This window comes from Nocardia abscessus (assembly GCF_015477775.1).
In the GTDB taxonomy this organism is placed as follows: domain Bacteria; phylum Actinomycetota; class Actinomycetes; order Mycobacteriales; family Mycobacteriaceae; genus Nocardia; species Nocardia abscessus_A.
This window is the reverse complement of sequence record NZ_JADLQO010000002.1, coordinates 74,069-93,139: the sequence shown is the minus strand read 5'-3', so window position 1 is coordinate 93,139 and position 19,071 is coordinate 74,069. Positions and strand designations below refer to the sequence as shown.

At 71.1% G+C, this 19,071-nt stretch carries 14 protein-coding genes; 10 read left to right on the top strand and 4 right to left on the bottom strand.

What is annotated here, in order from left to right; genetic code table 11:
- Positions 1-168: 168 nt before the first annotated feature.
- The gene (locus IU450_RS05910) at positions 169-1,665 is read left to right on the top strand and encodes a cytochrome P450 (protein ID WP_195148788.1); all 1,497 of its coding nucleotides are present in this window, start codon (positions 169-171) and stop codon (positions 1,663-1,665) included.
- A gap of 9 nt (positions 1,666-1,674) precedes the next feature.
- On the opposite strand, the gene IU450_RS05905 is transcribed toward IU450_RS05910, so the two are convergent.
- Positions 1,675-2,520: a tat pathway signal sequence gene (locus tag IU450_RS05905; RefSeq protein WP_195148787.1), complete on the bottom strand. Its 846-nt coding sequence runs from the start codon at positions 2,518-2,520 to the stop codon at positions 1,675-1,677.
- Positions 2,521-2,706: 186 nt separating this feature from the next.
- Positions 2,707-2,904: a hypothetical protein gene (locus IU450_RS05900; RefSeq protein ID WP_227954703.1), complete on the bottom strand. Its 198-nt coding sequence runs from the start codon at positions 2,902-2,904 to the stop codon at positions 2,707-2,709.
- 258 nt (positions 2,905-3,162) lie between these two features.
- Here IU450_RS05900 and recC point away from each other — a divergent pair, with 258 nt between their 5' ends.
- The 7 genes from recC (at position 3,163) to IU450_RS05865 (ending at position 14,219) form a co-directional block, all read left to right on the top strand.
- The gene (recC, locus tag IU450_RS05895; protein ID WP_195148786.1) at positions 3,163-6,537 is read left to right on the top strand and encodes an exodeoxyribonuclease V subunit gamma; all 3,375 of its coding nucleotides are present in this window, start codon (positions 3,163-3,165) and stop codon (positions 6,535-6,537) included.
- A 229-nt stretch (positions 6,538-6,766) separates the two neighbouring features.
- Positions 6,767-10,168 carry a UvrD-helicase domain-containing protein gene (locus tag IU450_RS05890; RefSeq protein WP_195148785.1) on the top strand — a complete coding sequence of 1,134 codons (3,402 nt, stop codon included), beginning with the start codon at positions 6,767-6,769 and terminating at the stop codon, positions 10,166-10,168.
- A complete protein-coding gene (gene recD / locus IU450_RS05885; RefSeq protein ID WP_195148784.1) occupies positions 10,165-12,063 on the top strand; it encodes an exodeoxyribonuclease V subunit alpha in 1,899 nt (632 codons plus the stop codon). Before IU450_RS05890 ends, recD begins: the two co-directional genes overlap by 4 nt.
- A gap of 46 nt (positions 12,064-12,109) precedes the next feature.
- Entirely contained in the window at positions 12,110-12,583 is a 474-nt protein-coding gene (locus IU450_RS05880) for an RNA polymerase sigma factor (RefSeq protein ID WP_195149540.1), read from the top strand.
- The gene (locus IU450_RS05875) at positions 12,583-13,197 is read left to right on the top strand and encodes a methylated-DNA--[protein]-cysteine S-methyltransferase (protein WP_195149541.1); all 615 of its coding nucleotides are present in this window, start codon (positions 12,583-12,585) and stop codon (positions 13,195-13,197) included. Before IU450_RS05880 ends, IU450_RS05875 begins: the two co-directional genes overlap by 1 nt.
- Before the next feature lie 17 nt (positions 13,198-13,214).
- Positions 13,215-13,964, top strand: a complete 750-nt coding sequence (locus IU450_RS05870) for a 2OG-Fe(II) oxygenase (RefSeq protein ID WP_195149539.1) — start codon at positions 13,215-13,217, stop codon at positions 13,962-13,964.
- 6 nt (positions 13,965-13,970) lie between these two features.
- Positions 13,971-14,219 carry an Ada metal-binding domain-containing protein gene (locus IU450_RS05865; protein WP_195148783.1) on the top strand — a complete coding sequence of 83 codons (249 nt, stop codon included), beginning with the start codon at positions 13,971-13,973 and terminating at the stop codon, positions 14,217-14,219.
- A 49-nt stretch (positions 14,220-14,268) separates the two neighbouring features.
- Here the strand turns inward: IU450_RS05865 and IU450_RS05860 are convergent, their stop codons facing one another.
- Positions 14,269-14,682 carry a hypothetical protein gene (locus tag IU450_RS05860; RefSeq protein ID WP_195148782.1) on the bottom strand — a complete coding sequence of 138 codons (414 nt, stop codon included), beginning with the start codon at positions 14,680-14,682 and terminating at the stop codon, positions 14,269-14,271.
- Positions 14,683-15,071: 389 nt separating this feature from the next.
- On the opposite strand from IU450_RS05860, the gene IU450_RS05855 reads away from it, so the two are divergent.
- Together IU450_RS05855 and IU450_RS05850 are read left to right on the top strand one after the other, a co-directional pair.
- Positions 15,072-15,221 (top strand): hypothetical protein, encoded by a 150-nt coding sequence (locus IU450_RS05855; protein ID WP_195148781.1) that lies wholly within the window; start codon positions 15,072-15,074, stop codon positions 15,219-15,221.
- Positions 15,218-16,630, top strand: coding sequence for an MFS transporter (locus tag IU450_RS05850; protein ID WP_195148780.1), 1,413 nt, complete (start codon positions 15,218-15,220; stop codon positions 16,628-16,630). Before IU450_RS05855 ends, IU450_RS05850 begins: the two co-directional genes overlap by 4 nt.
- On the opposite strand, the gene IU450_RS05845 is transcribed toward IU450_RS05850, so the two are convergent.
- Entirely contained in the window at positions 16,627-18,825 is a 2,199-nt protein-coding gene (locus tag IU450_RS05845; protein WP_195148779.1) for an MMPL family transporter, read from the bottom strand. The genes IU450_RS05850 and IU450_RS05845 overlap by 4 nt on opposite strands.
- Positions 18,826-19,071 lie beyond the last annotated feature (246 nt).

Below are 19,071 nucleotides of genomic sequence, written 5' to 3'. Positions count from 1 at the left end.
CGTAGCCGCCGAGCCGGGCACCGTCACGACGAGATCCCCGTTCCTGGCGTGTTGCGGTGCGATGTCTCACCACCGAGGGGCCGAGGCGGGGAGGATCGCGCGACCGAACCGGCCGAGTGAACGCGGTCGAGAGCCTACGATGGTTATCGTCGCTCAGGGAGGATTGCCATGGTCGCCGGTGACCGTGCGGTTGGCCGAAAGTCCAGCGTGCAGGCCGAATCGGAGAACATCGCGCTGATCGAGGTACCGCACGGCCATCTGATCGACCGGGCGCTGGGACTGCTGCCGGAACGACGCCAAGTGCTGGCCACCCCGCCGCGGGGCAGCGCCACGGTACCGGTGCGCGGCGATGCCGGACTGCCCTATCTGGGCCGGGCACTGCACTACATGCGCTGGGGTCCGGCCGAGATGATGGAGCGCTACCGCCGGTACGGACCGGTCTCGCTGAACACCTCGCTCGGTGTCGACCGGGTGCTGGTCTCCGGACCGGACGCGCTCGATGAAGTGCTCGGTCACCGGCGCCGCGACTTCGGCCAGGGCTGGGACTACTTCATCGGCCCGTTCTTCCGGCGCGGCCTGCTGCTGCTGGAGTTCGACGAGCACAAATTCCACCGCAGGATCATGCAGCAGGCGTTCACCAGGGACCGGCTGGAAGCCCACCTCGCCGCGCTGACGCCGGTGGTCCGGGCGAGCATCGCGCACTGGGTGCCGCGCGAGCGCGACGCCGAACGCACGGTCCGGCTGTATCCGACGATCAAGGAGCTGACCCTCGATATCGCGGCGGAGAGTTTCATGGGCGCGGACGTCGGCCCGCAGCGCAGGCAACTGATCGACGCGTTCGTCGACTGCACCCACGCGGGTCTTGCCATCATCCGGCACTCGGTGCCGGGCGGGCATTGGCGGGCCGGGCTGCGCGGCCGGACGGTGCTCGAGGACTACTTCACCGCGATGCTGCCGGAGAAACGCCGCTCCGAATCGGCGGACTTCTTCTCCGGCCTGTGTCACGCCCGCAGCGAAGACGGCGGCGTCTTCGGTGACGCGGACGTGGTGAACCACATGATCTTCCTGATCATGGCCGCACACGACACCACGACGACGACCGCCACCGCCGTCGCCTACTACCTGGGCAAGCACCCGGACTGGCAGCAGCGGGTGCGCGCGGAGGTGCTCGACATGGACGCACGGCTCGGCGACGCGCCCCCGGCCATCGCGGACCTGGAGGCGCTGCGCGATCTGGATCTGGTGGTCCGGGAGAGCCTGCGGCTGATGCCGCCGGTTCCCGGACTGTCACGTCGCGCCGTGCGCGATACCGAGGTCGCGGGCCATTACATTCCGGCGGGCGCCCCTGTGGACCTCGCCTACCAGGTGAATCACCTGTTGCCGGAACTGTGGACCCATCCCGAGCGCTTCGATCCGGAGCGGTTCGGCGAGCAGCGGCACGAGGACAAGTCGCACCGCCTGGCCTGGATGCCGTTCGGCGCGGGCGCGCACAAGTGCATCGGGATGCACTTCGGCACGTTCGAGGTGAAGACGGTGACCGCAGCCCTGGTGCGCGAATACGAGTGGCGCATCCCCGAGAAATACCGGATGCCCTGGGGATTCACCACGATTCCTTTCCCCAGGGACGGTGCGCCGATGACGTTGCGCAGGCGCGCGGGGGCCTGAGGCGGCGCGTCAGCGCCCGGCGAGCAGGATCTCCGCGAGCTTGGTGTCGGTGTCGGCGCCCTCGGTGTAGCCGCCCGCGTCACCCAGCGAACTCATGATGGCCAAGGTGTAGCGCTCGCCCGGTCCCGCGAAGCCGACCGAGTTGACCACCCAGCCGCCCTGTTCGGCCGACCAGCCGTTCTTCAGTCCGGGACGCATGCTCGCGCCCGCGCCCCACACGCCCCAGTGCTGGTTGGAGTCCACCGCGCGCATCCGGGCGACCAGGTAGTTGCGGTCGTCGGGATGCATGTGGTTGAGGATGTGGTCCATCAGCCGGTCGAGATCGGCGGCGGTGCACTTCTGGAACGACCAGTCCGGGAACAGCGCGGTGTTGGTGGGCTGCGGAACCAGTGTGGACATCCCGTTGGCGCGGAAGGCGTTGTTGAACGCCATCCGGTCGATTCCCGCGTACTTGGTCCACAGCAGGTCGGCGGCGCCGTCGTTCGAGGTCGCGAGCATGCCCTCCAGCAGCCCGCGGTCCTCGGGGGACAGTGCGATGGCGCCCACCCTTGCCCGGTTGAGCAGGTCGGCGGCGATCGCGAGCTTGATCGTGGACGCGGTCCAGACCGCGTTCTCGGCGTTGGCGTTGGCGTAGACCCCGCCCGAGACCCGGTCGCGCAGGACGTAGCCGGTGACTCCGGGACGGCTGTTGAGGTAGGCGTCGGCCTTCGCGATGCGGCTGCTCATATCGCAGTCGAAACCGGACAGGCACCCCTGGGTGTGCGCGAGCGGCGCGGCGCCCGCGATCGGTAGCGCGGCGGGCAGGCTCGGGGCGATGATCGCCACGGCGGCGAGGACACAGGCGGAGGCGGCCACACGGGGAACGGTTCGGGTGGCGGCGGACGGATAACGCACGAGGGACCACGATCGCACATCGCGGGTCCGGACGCACGTCTTGAGCTCGGCAGCGGGGTGTGCTAACGCCCATTTCGGGCACTTGCGGCGCAGGAGTTTTCGGCCGGCGCCGCAGGCCGGGGCACGTCAGCCGCAGGCCCGGGCACGTCAGCGGAAGGCGGCGCGCAGTTCCTCGACCGTGCGACCGTTGAGCCGGTAGCAGTGCTCGAACGCCTCGGTATGCCGATCTCGGGGCCAGGAATGTAGGACGACGGTGCGACCGTAGTTGCGCGAGTTGACGAGCTCCCAGCGGTCACCGACCCGGCGGACCGTGAATCCGCCTTTCGGGACCAGGGGAATCACCATCGCATCCATGAACGCGAACCAGCCTTTCGGTGCAGCTCTCTCGTTCCGCCCCGGTGCAACTCTTACCTCCCCGGTGCAGCACTGTCGCACACGGCCGCGGCGGTCCCCGCGTGACACGGCGAAGTAATCCGTTCTCGTGTGGTCTATTTCACTGGCCTGCGGGTGGGGCGGTGCAGTTGCGCGTCGGTCGCTGGGCGTATAAACGTGCACGAAGTCCGAGGCCAGCGCAGCCGGACACCATCGATCGAGAGGGCGCAGATGCCGCTGCACATCCACCGTGCCGAGCGCGCCGACGTTCTCGCCCGGGCGCTGGCGGGAGTGCTGGCCCAGCCGCAGGAAGACCCGTTCGCCGCCGAGGTGGTGGCGGTGCCCGCGAAAGGCGTGGAGCGCTGGCTGACGCAGACGCTCTCCGGTGTGCTCGGAGCGGACGGCTCGGCCGACGGCGTGTGCGCCAATGTCGCTTTTCCCTCGCCTGCCGCGCTGGTCGCCGAGGTATCGGCCGCAGTGAGCGGCGTGGCGCCCGCCGAGGATCCGTGGGCGCAGGAGCGGGTGGTGTGGACGCTGCTGCGGGTGATCGACGCGGCGCTGGCCGAGCCGTGGTGCGCGGCGCTGGCCAGGCACCTCGGCGCGCGGGGCGCCGCGGGCACTGCGCACCGCGTCGGCAGGCGCTACGGGACCGCTGCCCAGATCGCCGCGCTGTTCGACAGCTATGCGGCCCAACGGCCCGGGCTGATCACGGAGTGGGCGGCGGGTTCGGACACCGACGGCGCGGGCGCCGCGATGCCCGACGACCTGCTCTGGCAGCCGATGCTGTGGCGCGGGCTGCGCGCCGAGATCGGGGAGCCGAGCCCGGCCGAACGGCTCGACGCCGCCTGCGCGCGGCTGCGCGCGCGGCCGGATCTGGTCGCGCTGCCGCCGCGGTTGTCGCTGTTCGGCGTGACCAGATTGCCCAGCGACCAACTCGCGGTGCTGTCGGCGCTGGCCGCCGCCCGTGACGTGCATCTGTGGCTCGTCCATCCGAGCCCGGCCCTCTGGTCGGCCCTGCGGGAGCAGCCCGTGGCCCGTACGCGCGCCGAGGACGTGAGCGCCACGGCGGTCGCGCACCCGCTCCTGGCGGGACTGGCCCGCGACGTCCGGGAACTCCAGCAGCGGCTCGTCGTGCCCGCCGCCGACGGCTCCGACACCTACCATCCGATTGCCGAGTCTCGAGCCGACGACGTTGCGCCGGAAATCGATTCACCTCCGACCTTGCTGCGCGCGCTGCAGGCGGGTATCCGGGACGATCGGTGGCCGCCTGCGCCGGGGGCGGTCGGCGCCGACGGCACCGTACAGGTGCATGCGTGTCACGGCCCGGCGCGACAGGTCGAGGTGCTGCGGGAATGCCTGCTCGGGCTGTTCGCGGCCGACGCGACGCTGGAGCCGCGTGACGTGCTGATCATGTGCCCCGAGGTGGAGGCCTACGCGCCGCTGGTGCGCGCGGCGTTCGGGCAGCGCGCCTCGGGATCGCCCGAGCCGCAGGCCGATGCGGAGCATCCGGCGCACCGGTTGCGGGTGCGCTTGGCCGACCGGGGGCGCGGGGTGACCAATCCGCTGCTCGCGGTGATCGCGGTACTGCTCGAGCTGGCCGACGGCCGGGTGACGGTCACTCAGGTGCTCGATCTCGCCGCCGCCGAAACCGTCCGGCGGCGTTGCGGATTCGACGACGACGACATCGAGCGGCTGCGCGAATGGGCCGCCGAGTCCGGCGCGCGGTGGGGGATCGGGCAGCGCCAGCGCCAGGCATTCGGACTCGCCGATTTCGCGCAGAACACGCTCAACAGCGCCGTGGACCGGATCCTGCTCGGCGTCACCGCGGGCGAGACCTCCGACGACTGGCTGGACCTCGCGCTGCCCTTGGACGACGTGGACAGCAACGACGTCGACCTGGCCGGACGCTTCGCGGAGTTCATCGATCGGCTCGCGGTCTGCCTGCGCGACCTGCGCGGTCCCCGGCCCGCGCACGAGTGGGCGGCGGCGCTCGGACGCGCGCTCGATCTGCTGACCGACGTACCGGACGCGCAGACCTGGGTACGCACCGAGGCCAGGCAGGAACTCGCCGCCGCCACCGAGCACGCGGGCGAGGTGGCGTTGCGGCTGACCGATGTGGGGGTACTGCTGCGTTCGCGGCTCGCGGCGCGCCCCACCAGGGCCAACTTCCGCACCGGTGAGCTGACGGTCTGCACGATGGTGCCGATGCGGTCGGTGCCGCACCGGGTGGTGGTGTTGCTCGGACTGGACGACGAGGTGTTTCCACGTGCGAGCGCCGCGGACGGCGACGACGTGCTGGCTCGCGAACCCCTGCTGGGCGAACGGGATCCGCGCAGCGAGGACCGGCAACTGCTGCTGGATGCGATCCTCGCGGCCCGGGACACGCTGCTGATGTTCCACACCGGCGCCGATCCGGTGAGCGGGGCGCACCGGCCGCCCGCCATTCCGGTCGCCGAGGTGCTGGACGCGCTGCGGGCTCACATCGGCGCCGCGGGGATGCGCGCGGTGGTGACGCGGCATCCGCTGCAGTCGTTCGACCGCCGCAATTTCCGCGCCGAGCAGCCGTTCAGCTTCGACACGGTGGCCTTGGCCGGGGCGTACGCGGCCGACGGGCCCACGCGGCCGCGTCCCGATTTCCTGGCCGCGCCGCTGCCCGCCGCGGAAGCGGCGGATGTCGCGCTGGCCGACCTGATCGCGTTCGCGGAGCATCCGGTGCGCGCGTTCCTGTGGCAGCGGCTGGGCCTGCGGGTCCCCGAGCACGACGAGGACATCGCCGACCGGCTGCCCATCGAGCTGGACGGCTTGGCCAAGTGGGAACTGGGCGAACGTCTGCTCACCGCTCGCCTGACCGGCGCGGACCCGGCCGGGCTGCGGGCGGCGGAATGGCGGCGCGGCACGTTGCCGCCGTTCGGGTTCGGCGCCGCCGTGCTCGACGAGGTCGAGCACACCGTGGACCGGTTGGTGCGCGCCGCGCAGGCGGATTACGCGGGCCAGGCCCGCGCGGTGGACATCGCGGTCGATCTGGGCAACGGGCGCAGGCTCACCGGCACCGTGCCGGAGGTGCGCGGCGAAACCCTGGTTCGCACCACCTTTTCCCGGCTGGCTCCCAAACACCGGATCGGAGCGTGGGTTTCGCTGCTGGCGCTGACCGTCACCGAGGACCGCTCCTGGCGGGCGGTGAGCACCGGTCGCGGCCAATTCGGCCGTCCCACCTGGCGTTGCGAGCTCACCGCGCCCGACGTGCCGCTGGCCGGGCAGATCCTGCGCGAACTCGTCGCGTTGCGCGACGCGGGCCTGACCGAACCGCTGCCCGTCGCGCCCACCGCCAGCGCGATCTACGCCGAGCGCCGTTTGCGCGGCGCGGGCGCCGACGACGCGATCGCCGCGGCGGAGCGCGAGTTCAACGGCGGCCCCAACGGTCCCGGGCCCTTCGGCGATCACACCGACCGCCATCTGCGCTACGTGTGGGGTCCGGCGCCCCGGCTCGAGAACCTCATGGCCGCGCCCGCTCCGGCCGGCGAGCCCGGTGAGAGCACACGTTTCGGCGCGCTGGCCCGGCGAATGTGGGCTCCGCTGCTGGCCGCGGAAAGCCAGGGCCAGCCGTGACCGATCACGAGACGGCCGGTCGCCCGCGGCGGTCCGGCGTGATCCGCTGCGGAAGGCCGGGATACACCGGCGCGGCGCGTGTCGGTCGCCGGTGGGCGACCGGGCACGCGGCAGAATGTCAGCTCGGACAGTCGCTTCGGGAGCAAGTCCGTGCGGCATGGCCGGTCACCGGGGCGATCGCGACGTCCGCGCACCGCGTGACCACCGGGCGCGCGGGAAGGAGGCACGCATGACCGTGCAGGAAACCTCCTTCCCGGCAAGCGCCTTCGACGCCGCCGCGTTCGAGCCGTACGGGCCCTTGCCCACCGGCACGACCGTGCTGGAGGCCAGCGCGGGCACCGGCAAGACGCACGCCATCGTCGGCCTCGCCGTGCGCTATGTCGCCGAAGCGGGCATCGATGTCTCGGAGCTGCTGCTGGTGACGTTCAGCCGGGCGGCGACCCAGGAGCTGCGGGAACGCACCCGTGACCGATTCGTCGCCGTCGCTGCCGGATTGGCGGATCCGGCGGCGGCGCGGGCGCACGCCGACGAACTGGTGCGGTATCTCGCGCAGGCCGACGAGCGCGAGGTCCGGCTGCGGCAGCGGCGGCTGCTGACGGCACTGTCGGATTTCGACGCGGGCACCATCGCCACCACGCACAGCTTCTGTCAGCGCATGCTCGACGAACTCGGGCTCGCCGGTGAACACGATCCCGGCGCCCGGCTGGTGGAGACCGTCGACGACCTCGTCGGCACCGTCGTCGACGATCTGTATCTGCACCGCTATGCCCGCGCCGAACCGCCGTTCTCGGTGAAAGAGGCCCGCACGCTCGCGCTGGCCGCGGTGCGCGACCGGCACGCCGCGCTCGTACCCGACGGCGAATCCCGCGCGGGGGAGCGGGTGGCGTTCGCGCGTGCGGTGCGCGCGGAGACCGAGCGCCGCAAACGGCTGGCCGGACTGCGCGACTTCGACGACCTGCTGGTGCTGCTGCACGAAGTGCTCGCCGATCCGGAGCACGGCCCGCGCGCGTGCCTGCGCATCCGCGCGCGCTACCGCGTCGCCCTGGTCGACGAGTTCCAGGACACCGACCCCCTGCAATGGGACATCCTGCGCAGGTCCTTCCACGGGCACGCCACTCTGGTGCTGGTCGGCGATCCCAAACAGGCGATCTACGCCTTCCGCGGCGCGGAAGTGCTCAGCTACCTGGACGCCGTCGCGCACGCCGACACCCGCCGAGAGCTCACCACGAACTGGCGCAGCGACGCGGGACTGCTCGCGGCGCTGGACCACCTGCACGGCGGCGCGGCGTTGGGCCACGAGGAGATCCGCGTCTATCCGGTCGCCGCGACCAGGCCGTGGTCGCGGCTGTCCGGCACCGGCGAGCTCACCACTCCGATGCGTGTCCGATGCCTGCCGCGCACCGGCGCCGGGCCGCTGAACAAATCCGGCTTCCCGGCCGTCGGTCGTATGCGGGCCAAGGTCGCCGACGATCTCGCCGCCGACATCGTCCGCTTGCTCGAATCCGGGGTGCTGCTGGACGGCAAGGCCGAACCCGCTGCCGCCGAAGGCGATGTGATTCCGGACCGGCCGGTGGACGCGGCACGCAGACCGATCGGCCCCGGTGACATCGCGGTGCTGGTGCGAACCCGCTCGCAGATCGACGTGGTCCGCGCGGCGCTGGATCGCGTCGGCGTCGCCTCCGTGCTCGCCGGCGGCGTCAGCGTCTTCGCGACGAGCAGCGCCACCGACTGGCTGTGGGTGCTGCGTGCGCTGGAACAGCCGCACCGCGGCGACCGCGTGCGGCTGGCCGCGTGCACGCCGGTGCTGGGCGTGACCGCGGCCGAGATCGACAGCGGGGGAGCCGATCTGGTCGGCCGCATCAGCGCCCAATTGCGCGAGGCGGCGCGGCTGTTCACCCGCGCTGGATTCGCGGCCGTCTTCGAGAAGCTCTCCGCCGAAACAGGACTGGCGCAGCGGCTGCTCGCCGTGGAGAACGGGGAGCGGCAGCTCACCGACCTGCGGCACATCGCGCAACTGCTCGACCAGGTCGCGCTCACCGAGGGCCTCGGGCTGACCGCGCTGACCCGGTGGCTGGCCGACCGGGTACGCGCCCCCGCCTCCGGCGCCGTCGCCGATCGCAGCCGCAGGCTCGACCGGGACGCCGCCGCCGTGCAGATCGCCACCGTGCACGCCAGCAAGGGACTCGAATTCCCGGTCGTCTACCTGCCGTTCGCCTGGGACAGCGCGAAGAACCCCTATCCGGCGACGTTGCTGTTCCACGCCGACGACGGTGCGCGCGTGCTGGACGTCGGCGGACCGGATGCCCCGGGATACGCCGAACGCAAGGCCCGCAGCGAAGCCGAGGAGGCGGGGGAGGAGCTGCGCCTGCTGTACGTCGCGCTGACCAGGGCCATGTGCCAGATCGTCGCCTGGTGGGCGCCCGCGATCACCACCGCGGCGTCGCCGCTGCACCGGATGGTCTTCGGGCGTGCCGATCGTGGCGCCGTCGTCGCCACGCGCGCCCCGGTGCCGACGGATACCGTTGCGGCCCAGTCGCTTTCGGCGTGGGCGCAGGACGCTGCCGCGGCGATCTCGGTGACGGCGGTGGCCGGAACCGACGACGTCGCGGTCCGGCGGGTGCGCACCGCGGCCGCGCAGGGCGAACTGGCCGCCGCCCGATTCGACCGGGTGCTGGATCAGCAGTGGCGGCGCACGTCGTATTCGGCCCTGACCGCGTCGGCGCACGAGCCGGTCGTACCCGAATCCGGCAGCGAACCGGAGGATCCCAGAGAACTGGGCGACGAGCCCGCCGGTACCCCCCTGATAGGCGCGGCGGAACCGCAGGGGACGGGCGCGGACTCGCTGATGAACGCGCTGCCGTACGGCGCGGAGTTCGGCACCCTGGTGCACGGCGTCCTGGAGCGGATCGACACCGGCCGTGCGGATCTGGCGGCCGAGGTGCACGACCGCTGCCGTGAGGCGGTGGACGAGCTGATGGCCGACCTGGATCCGGACCTGCTGGCCACCGCGCTGCTCGCGGTGCTGCGTACCCCACTCGAGGGCGGCTGCCTGGCCGACATCGCTCCCCGTGACCGTCTCAGCGAGCTCGAGTTCGAACTGCCGCTGGCGGGCGGGGAACGCGTCGGCGCCACCGCGGCGACACTGCGTCGCATCGCCGACCTGCTGCGCGGGCACCTCCCTGCGGACGACGATCTGGCCATGTACGCCGACCAGTTGGCGGCCCTGGAGGACATACCGCTGCGCGGGTACCTGACCGGCAGCATCGACGCGGTGCTGCGCGTCGACGGCGGCGCGGGGCCGCGATTCGTGGTCGTCGACTACAAGACGAACCGGCTGGGCACCGGCGATCTCACCGTCGCGCACTACACGCGCGACCGCATGGCCGCCGAGATGCTGCGCTCGCACTATCCGCTGCAAGCGCTGCTGTATTCGGTTGCGCTGCACCGGTATCTGCGCTGGCGGCTGCCCGGTTACGATCCCGCCCGGCATCTCGGCGGGGTTCGGTACCTGTTCGTGCGCGGCATGATCGGACCGCAGACACCGGCGGGATGCGGCGTCTTCGACTGGTACCCGCCCGCCGATCTGGTCGTCGCCCTGTCCGCGCTGCTGGCCGGGGAGGCCGCGCGATGACCTCGATCCAGGTGGCGCAGCGCGGAACCGGCCTGCTGCGCACGTTCAACGAGGCGGGTGTGCTGTCGGCCGCCGACGTGCACGTGGCGCTGCGGCTGGGCAGGCTGGGCCGGGAATCGGCGGAGCCGGTGCTGTTCGCCGCGGCGCTGGCTGTGCGTGCGGTGCGCTCCGGCTCGGTGTGCCTGGAACTGCACCGGATGCGGGAGATCGGCGTCGGCGCCGACGAAACCTGGGACGCGGGCGTCGATCCGGCGACGCTGCCGTGGCCGGACATCGCGGCGGTGGTGGCCGCGCTGCGGGTGAGCCCGCTGGTGCTCGGCGGACCGGCAGGGCCGTTGCGGCCGTTGCGGCTGGTCGAATCCCAGGGGCCGGGCGATTCGGGTCCGCTGCTCTACCTCGATCGGTACTACCGGCAGGAACAGACGATCCGGCAGGTGCTCACCGAGCGATCCGCGCACCATCCGGTGGTCGATCCGAGGATCGTGCGTCGCGAATTGGACCGGTTGTTCGACGCGTCGGCAGGCCCGGCGCCGGATCGCCAGCGCCTGGCCGCGGCGCTCGCCGCGACCCACTGGACCACCGTGGTCGCGGGCGGTCCGGGCACCGGAAAGACCCACACCATCGCACGGATCATCGCCCTGCTGGCCGCGCACCGCGAGGCCGAGCCGAAGCTGCCCGCACTGCGCATCGCGCTGGCCGCGCCGACCGGGAAAGCGGCGGCACGCCTGCAAGAAGCCGTTCGCGACCAGGCCGTTTCGCTCGGACTGCCCGAACTCACCGCCGCAACCCTGCACCGGCTGCTCGGCTGGCAGCGTGGTCGCAGTACCCGGTTCAAGCACCACGAGTTCAACCGGCTGCCCTACGACGTGATCGTGGTCGACGAGACTTCGATGGTCTCGTTGACCATGATGAGCAGGCTGCTCGCCGCCCTGCGCCCGGACACTCGCCTCGTCCTGGTCGGCGACCCGGACCAGCTGGCCTCGGTCGACGCGGGCGCGGTGCTCGCCGACCTGGTCGCCGGACCGGTCGCCGCCACCCCCAACCCCGTTCTGGACGACATCCTCGGCCCGGAGACGACCGCCGATCACGCCGAGGCCCTCACCGCGCTGGAGCGGACTCGCCTGCGCGGCGGCATCGTGCGGCTGACCCGGGGCCGCAGGTTCGGCGGCCGGATCGCCGATCTGGCCGTCGCGGTGCGGGCTGGAGACGCGGACGCCGCGCTCGAGCTGCTGCGCGGGGGCGGCGACGAACTGTCCCTGTGCGCGCCCGACGAGCTGATCGCGGTGCGTACCGACGTGGTGCGGGCTGCGAGCGCGGTGAGCGCCGCCGCGCTCGACGGCGACGCGGCGGGCGCACTGAGCGCGCTCGAATCGCACCGCCTGCTGTGCGCGCACCGGCAGGGGCCGTTCGGCGTCGAGCGCTGGGACCGGATGGCCGCCGAATGGGCCGCCGCGGGCGGCGCGGGCCCCGACTCCCACCAGGCGCCGTGGTATCCCGGGCAACCCCTGCTGGTCACCGCGAACGATCACGAGGCGCGGATCTACAACGGCGACACCGGCGTGGTGGTGCGCATGCCCGACGGCTCGCTGCGCGCGGCGCTGCAACGCGGCAGCGAACCCTATCTGGTGCATCCCACGCAGTTCCCCGCGGTGGTCACCGTCTTCGCCATGACCATTCACCGCAGCCAGGGCAGCCAGTACGACACCGTCTCGGTCGTGCTGCCCGAGCCCGAATCGACCCTGCTGACCAGGGAACTGCTGTACACCGCGATCACCAGGGCGCGCCGCCACGTCCGGATCATCGGGACCGACGAATCCATCCGCGCGGGTATCGCTCGGCGGGTGCTGCGCGCCAGCGGGCTGTCGCGCCGCGAAGCGGAACCGGGCACCCGATGACGGAATCTCACGTTCCCGGCGCCCGCGGCGTCTACCCGGTGTGAGCCTGCCCCCGTTCGAGGAAGTAGTGGCCGAGTACGGCCCGATGGTGTTGCGCGTCTGCCGTGCGGTGCTCGGCCCGTCCGACGCGGCCGACGCCTGGTCGGAGACGTTTCTCTCGGCGCTGCGCGCGTATCCCGGCCTTTCCGGGGACACGAACCTCGAGGCGTGGTTGGTGACCATCGCGCATCGCCGCGCGATCGACGTCGGCCGGGCGTTGACGCGCGCGCCCGTCCCGGCGGAGATGTTGCCGGAGCGCCCCACCGCGGCCCCCGGCCCGGCCGACTACGACCCCGATCTCTGGGCCGCCCTGCGCGCGCTGCCGACCAAGCAGCGCCAGGCGGTCGCCTACCACTACCTGGGCGGGTTGCCCCACGCGGAGATCGCCGAACTGCTCGGCAACTCTCCGGACGCCGCTCGTCGCGCCGCCGCGGACGGCCTGAAGACCCTGCGCAAGCTCTACCCGAAGGAGGACGCATGATGGCCAGCCTCGACCGCGGCGACCTGAACGCGTTGTCGCACGCACTGACCCCCGACGCCGACCTGCTCGCCGACCTGCACGCGCGACTGGCGCTCGATGCCGACGACGCGGGCCTGCTCGACGTCGCCTACCGCACCGTCGACACCCCCGTAGGAACGCTGCTGCTGGCGGCGACCCCGGCCGGTTTGGTCCGCGTCGCCTACCCGACCGAGGACCACGCGGCGGTGCTCGCCACGTTGGCGGCGCGGATCAGCCCTCGGATACTCGCCGCCCCGGTTCGGCTGGACGCGGCGGCCCGGCAGCTCGACGAGTATTTCGCGGGCAGCCGGACGCATTTCGATCTGCCGCTGGATCTGCGGCTGGCCGCGGGGTTCCGCCGCCAGGTGATCGAGCACCTACCCGCCATCGGCTACGGGCAGCGCGCGAGCTATGGCGCGGTGGCCGCCGCCGTCGGAAACCCGCGTGCGGTGCGCGCGGTCGGCTCCGCGTGCGCGCGCAACCCGCTGCCGGTGGTGATCCCGTGTCACCGGGTGGTCCGCGGTGACGGGGCGATCGGACAATACGTCGGCGGCGTCGCCGCCAAGCAGTCGCTGTTGAGCTTGGAGGCGGCGTGAGCGGGCCAAGCGCAGGCATGGCCGCGCCCGCGCAGGTATCGGGGCGATCGAAAGCCTTTGCCCCTTCGGCGGATCGCATCGACGCTCAATCGTGGCCCGCGCTGCTCGATGAGGTCGATGCCCACGGCTGCGCGGCGACCGGGCCGATCCTCACCCCAGAAGAGTGCGCCGCCGTCACCGCCCTCTGGGATGACGTCCCACGCTTCCGGTCCACCGTCGACATGGCGCGCTACCGCTTCGGCGAAGGCACCTATCGGTACTTCGCCGAACCGGTGCCGGAGCCGATCACGCAGCTGCGGGCGGCGTTCTATCGAAAGCTGCTGCCGTTGGCGCGATCCTGGGCCGAGCGGCTCGGTGATCCGGCCCCCTGGCCGGAGGAGTTCGCGGACTGGCTCGACGCCTGCCACGCCGCGGGGCAGACCGAGCCGACTCCGATCCTGTTGCGCTACACCGCGGGTGACTGGAACGCCTTGCACCGGGATCTGTACGGCGAGCTGGTCTTCCCGCTCCAGGTCGTCATCGGCTTGGACCGGCCCGGGACCGACCACACCGGCGGCGAGTTCCTGATCGTGGAGCAACGGCCCCGCGCCCAATCGAAAGCGACTGTGTCCGTTCTGGAGCAAGGACACGCCTTGATCTTCACCACCCGCGATCGGCCGACGCCGTCCAGCCGAGGTTGGTCCCGTGCCCCGGTTCGCCATGGCGTCAGCCGCGTGCGCAGCGGCCTGCGCCACACGCTGGGCCTCGTGCTGCACGACGCGCGGTAGCCGCCGGTGTACACCTTGCTCGGCGGTGACGGCCGACCGTATCGCAGCGCCGCGCCCGGCCGCTACGGCGGCCATCGCCGCAGCAAGATCTACGGTCGCCTCGATTGCCCCTCCGCCCTGCGCGCGCTGGCGCGCGGCGCCTATCGCGCACATCGCGTCTTCTTCGCGACCGAGACCGACGCGGCGACCGCGGGTTATCGTCCCTGCGCGGTCTGCCTGCCCGGGCCCTACGCGGCTTGGAAGAAGCGTCGGTGAGCTCGTGGCCGCCCTGCTCGAGTCCGCACGAGCAGGGCGGCTCGAGGGCTCAGCTGATCTGGGTGCCCGACCAGCCGAAGCTGAAGCTGTGGCCCTTCGAGGTGCACGACAGGGCGCCCCGGCCACCTCCGGTGCAGCTGGCGCCGCCGTTGGTGAGGGTGCCCGCGATCGGCGGGCTGTCCGCGCGGCCGTGCGGGCCGGTGAGGCCGAAGGTCGGGTGGGCGGGCAAGAACGGCAGATCGATCACCAGGTCGTAGATCGTGAAGCCGAACAGATTGGTGCCGTAGGGGATGTCGCAGCCGACGTCACCGTTCGAATGGATCGCACAGTTCGAGCTGGCGTAGCGGAAGTACACGGTGTCGTCGTCCACGGTCTGCGCCGGGGCCGCGCTCGCGACCGCGGTGCCTGCCAGCGTGAGTGCGGCTGCTAACACCGCGGGTGCGGCGAAGTTACGGAGATTCATACTATGAATCTAGCCAAGGGCCCGACGCGGCAAACGGTTTCGGCATCGATCGAGTTGCCGGGCGTTGCTGGACCCGGCCCGAGCCGTGCGGATCGGCCAGGCGGCAGCCGGCGGCGAGAGCCAACGATGACCCTGTGTCGGCCGTGTACGTGCGGTACCGGCACATCACCACGACGAATTTCTCCGGCACGCAAGTATCGGGTACCGGGCGGGCTTTGTATACGTCGGCCCGGCAACCGCAGAGGGCACATGCTCGGTTTGGGAATTCCGGCAACGGTCGCCGAGACGAATTGGTAACGGACACAAGATAGTCCGAGAATATGGCGAATCGGCCACGCGATGTTATTGACTGCGAATTCGAGCCCTCCTACCCAGGGCCAGGAGTCGACATGCCCGAATATCCGCAGCGAACAGGCGCGGTGCCCGCCGCGGCCCGCGCACCGGCCAGCTCGATGATCGGCGCTCGGCCGGTCCGCGCCGATTCGCCGCGACAGAATTCGCACGATTCGTGGCCGATGATCGAAATGGCGATGCGATGACCCGCAAAGAGGCAGCAGTGGCGCTCGGATCGTTCGGGGCGTGCCTGATCTCGGTTTTCATGCAGATGATCGATGTGACGATCGTCAACACCGCTCTTCCGGCCGTGACCGCGGAGCTGCGGGCCTCGCGCTCCGAGCAGCTGTGGGTAGTGGCCGGCTACTCGCTGGCGTTCGCCTGCGTACTGCTCACCGCGGCTCGCGTCGGCGCGATCGTGGGGCGCCGCCGGATGTTCCTGTGGTCGGCGGCAGCCTTCACGGCGGCCTCGGTGTGGTGTGGAATTTCCTCCACCGCGATGGAACTGGTGATCGCCCGGATCGTCCAGGGCGTGGCGGGGGCGGGAATGGCGGCACAGACCATCGCCATCATCACCGCGAGCTTCCGGCGCGAGCACCATCAATACGCCTTCGCGGTGTACGGCGCGACAGCCGGTTTCGCCGGAATGCTCGGTCCGATCCTGGGCGGCGGCCTGATCACCCTGGACCCGTTCGGGCTCGGCTGGCACGCGATCTTCCTGATGAACCTGCCGCTGGGCGTGGTGGCGATCGCGCTGGCCGCGAAATACCTGCGGTTGGGTCCGGCGACGGATCGGGATCCGCTGGATCTGCGCGGGACCGTGGTGGCCACCGCGGCGCTGTTCCTGCTGCTGTTCGCGCTGTCGGACAGCCAACAGGCGGGCTGGCGTCCGCTGCACGGGGTGTGCATCGCGGCCGCGGTGGTGGCGGGTGCGATGTTCGTCGCCCACGAGCGCGCGACGCGTCGCCGCGGCGGCCGCGCGCTGGTGCGGCTGGACTTGTTCTCCGACCGGGGGTTCGCGGTCGGGTCGGCGCTGGTGACGATCTTTTTCGGCCTGTTCACCGCGTTCGTGTTCACCGTCTCGATCCTGCTGCAGGACGTGCTGCGGTTCTCCGCGCTGCGCACCGGCGCCGCGATGACGCCGTTCGCCATCGGCGCGGGCGTGGGCGCGGTGCTGTCGCCGATATTGGTGAACCGCTGGGGGATTCGGGCGCCGGCCGCCGGAATCGCCGTCTTCGGCGGCTGCGTCGTGGTGGGGGTGGGATACCTGTACGTGGGATCCGGCGCGGTGAACCTGCCGCTGGTGGCCGGGCCGGTGTTCCTCGCCGGCTTCGGGGTGGGGGTGTTCGGGGTGCCGCTGCAGCCGCTGATGCTGGCGGAACTGGACGATCGGGCCATGGGCGAGGCCTCGGGCTTGCTCCCCACCCTCGAGCAGATCGGCAATTCGGTCGGACTGGCGGTGCTCAGCGCGCTGTTCTTCCGCGCGCACACGCTGTCCGGCAGCATGATCATGCTCTCGGCCATCGCCGCCGCGGCCTTGGGCCTCGCCGCGCTCACGCTGGCGCTGCCGGACCGCGCGCGGACGGCGACGAGCCCGTGGAGTTGGTCGGCCTAGTGGTGTCCGGAGCCGTGCACGGCTTCGGCGCGGGGCGCCTCGGGCGCGGGGTCGGTGTGCTGACGCCCGCCGCGCCGCAGCCAGGACGGGGCCCACCAGCAGGCGTCGCCGAGCAGACGCATGGTCGCGGGCACCAGCAGCATGCGCAGGATCGTCGCGTCGATGAACAGCGCCGCGACCATGCCGAAGGCGATGTACTGCATCATGACCAGATCCGACAGAGCGAAGGCCCCGGTCACCACCAACAGGATGAGGGCGGCGGCGGTGATGATCCAGCCCGTGCGGGCGATGCCGACGCGGACCGCCTCGGTGGTCGTCGCGCCCGCCGCCCGCGCCTCCACGATGCGAGCGAGCAGGAATATCTCGTAGTCGGTCGACAAGCCGTAGATCACGGCGATGATCAGCACCAATACCAGCGCCATGATCGGCTGCGGGGTGAAATCCAGCAGACCCGCGCCGTGGCCCTCGACGAAGATCCAGGTGAGAATGCCGAGCGTGGAGCCGAGGCCGAGCAGATTCAGCACCGCGGCCTTGAGCGGCAGCACCAGTGAGCCGAAGGCCAGCACCATCAGCACGGTGGTGACGAGAAAGACCAGCGCGATCATCAGCGGCATCCGCTTCAGCAGCGCGTCGACGCTGTCGCGCTGGATCGCGGGCTGCCCGCCGACCAGCACGGTCGTGCCCTTCGGCACGGGCATGGCGCGCAGATAGTCGATGGTCGCGTTCGCGTCGTGCGCGTCACGCAGCACGGTCGAGGTGGTGAAGACGTTCGGATTCGCCGGTCCCTGCACCGCGCGCGGGAACGGCGCGATGAGTCCGGGGGCCCGGCTTGCCTGCGCGACCACCCCGTCGACGTCGGCGGTGTCGAGGGTGATCAGCACCAGATCGACCGGATTGATCTGACGCAGCGGGAAGACCTGATCGAAGTGCTGCTGTGCCGTGCGGGCCGGATGCTGCGGCGGCAGGAAGCGCTCGGTGATGCCGCCGAAGGCCACGTCGCGCACCGGGGCGATGAGCACCACCAGGACGGCCACCACCGGAACCGCCACGGCCAGCGGCCTTCGCATGACCCACCCGGCGACGCGTCCCCACGGATTGTCCGGCGCGCGGTCGCTCGCCCTGCGCGCGTGGAACCGGTTGAAACCCAGCCAGTCCACCCGCCGGCCGAGCACGGCCAGCATGGCGGGCAGCAACGTGATCGAGATCAGCGCCGCCAGCGTCACCGTCACCATCGCGCCGAAACTGAACGAGCGCAAGAAGCCCTGCGGGAACAGCAGAATGGCGCCCGCGGCGACGACCACGATGGTCGCGGAGAACACCACGGTCCGTCCGGCGGTCGCGACCGCGCGCCGTACCGCCTCGGGCACGTCGTGGCCCTCGGCCAACTCCTCGCGGAACCGGCTCACGATGAACAGGCCATAGTCGATGGCCAAGCCGAGGCCGATCATCGAGACCACCGGCGAGACGAAGGAATTCACCTCGGTGACGGTGGTCAGGGCGCGAATGACCCCCCACGCTCCCAGCACGGTCAGTCCGCCGACGATGAGCGGCAGCGCGGCCGCGACGACGCCGCCGAACAGGAAGAACAACAGCACCGCCACAGCGGGAACGGCGAACAGTTCCATGCGTCGCTGATCGTGGGCCATGGTGTCGTTGAGGGCGGCCGCGACCGGCTGCCCGCCGGCGACCTCCATCTCGACACCCGGTATCCGGAATTCGTCGGCGACGGTTCGGTAGTTGCGCATCACCTGCGTGTCGTCGTTGCCGTGAATGGCGATGGAGGCGAAGGCGTAGTCGCGGTCCTCGGAGCCGAAGATGTCCGGTAGCTCGAGCCCGGTCTCGGTGGGCCAGTAGGTGGCGTTGATCTTGGTGATCTGATCCGGAAAGCGTTGCGGCAGGCTGTTCAGGTGGCCGACGACCGTGGCGGCGAATGCGGGATCGTCTATCGTCTTCCCGGCCGGGGCGTGCACCAACAAGAGCACATCGGCGATGTGGTCGTGGCCGAACGTCTCGTCTTTGAGCCGCGCCGCCCGCGCCGATTCCGAGGTCGGATCGTCCCATCCGCTGACGCTGAGGTGATCGCCCAACCCGAGGCCGTACACACCGAGCGCGAGCAGTCCGGCGACGGTGAGCCCGATGACGGTGAATCGCCGCCGGACGAGCGTATCGATCCAGCGCGTGAACTCGGCGAACAATGCCGCCTCCTAATCGATGACATCGTATTTCGGCGAGTGCCCCGAACAGGTGAAAACGTAGCAATGTCAACGGGTTTCGCAGCTGCTCGCGCCAGGTCTTCGAGATGTTACAAATCGTTGGGTAGGTGAATTGTGAACTTTCCCTGAGCTTGCGACGGCCGTTGTGGCGGTCGTTACGCTGGGGCCGTCGCCAACTGCGCACACGCAAATTCGTGAATCGCCGGACAAAAATGGTGATCACCTGGT

What these genes read in the sequence shown, in the direction of transcription:
- recD (WP_195148784.1), top strand. Translation starts at nt 10,165, where the DNA reads ATGACCTCGATCCAGGTGGCGCAGCGCGGAACCGGCCTGCTGCGCACG.
- recC (WP_195148786.1), top strand. Translation starts at nt 3,163, where the DNA reads ATGCCGCTGCACATCCACCGTGCCGAGCGCGCCGACGTTCTCGCCCGG.
- IU450_RS05875 (WP_195149541.1), top strand. Translation starts at nt 12,583, where the DNA reads ATGGCCAGCCTCGACCGCGGCGACCTGAACGCGTTGTCGCACGCACTG.
- IU450_RS05850 (WP_195148780.1), top strand. Translation starts at nt 15,218, where the DNA reads ATGACCCGCAAAGAGGCAGCAGTGGCGCTCGGATCGTTCGGGGCGTGC.
- IU450_RS05855 (WP_195148781.1), top strand. Translation starts at nt 15,072, where the DNA reads ATGCCCGAATATCCGCAGCGAACAGGCGCGGTGCCCGCCGCGGCCCGC.
- IU450_RS05910 (WP_195148788.1), top strand. Translation starts at nt 169, where the DNA reads ATGGTCGCCGGTGACCGTGCGGTTGGCCGAAAGTCCAGCGTGCAGGCC.
- IU450_RS05890 (WP_195148785.1), top strand. Translation starts at nt 6,767, where the DNA reads ATGACCGTGCAGGAAACCTCCTTCCCGGCAAGCGCCTTCGACGCCGCC.
- IU450_RS05870 (WP_195149539.1), top strand. Translation starts at nt 13,215, where the DNA reads ATGGCCGCGCCCGCGCAGGTATCGGGGCGATCGAAAGCCTTTGCCCCT.
- IU450_RS05860 (WP_195148782.1), bottom strand. Translation starts at nt 14,682, where the DNA reads ATGAATCTCCGTAACTTCGCCGCACCCGCGGTGTTAGCAGCCGCACTC.
- IU450_RS05900 (WP_227954703.1), bottom strand. Translation starts at nt 2,904, where the DNA reads ATGGTGATTCCCCTGGTCCCGAAAGGCGGATTCACGGTCCGCCGGGTC.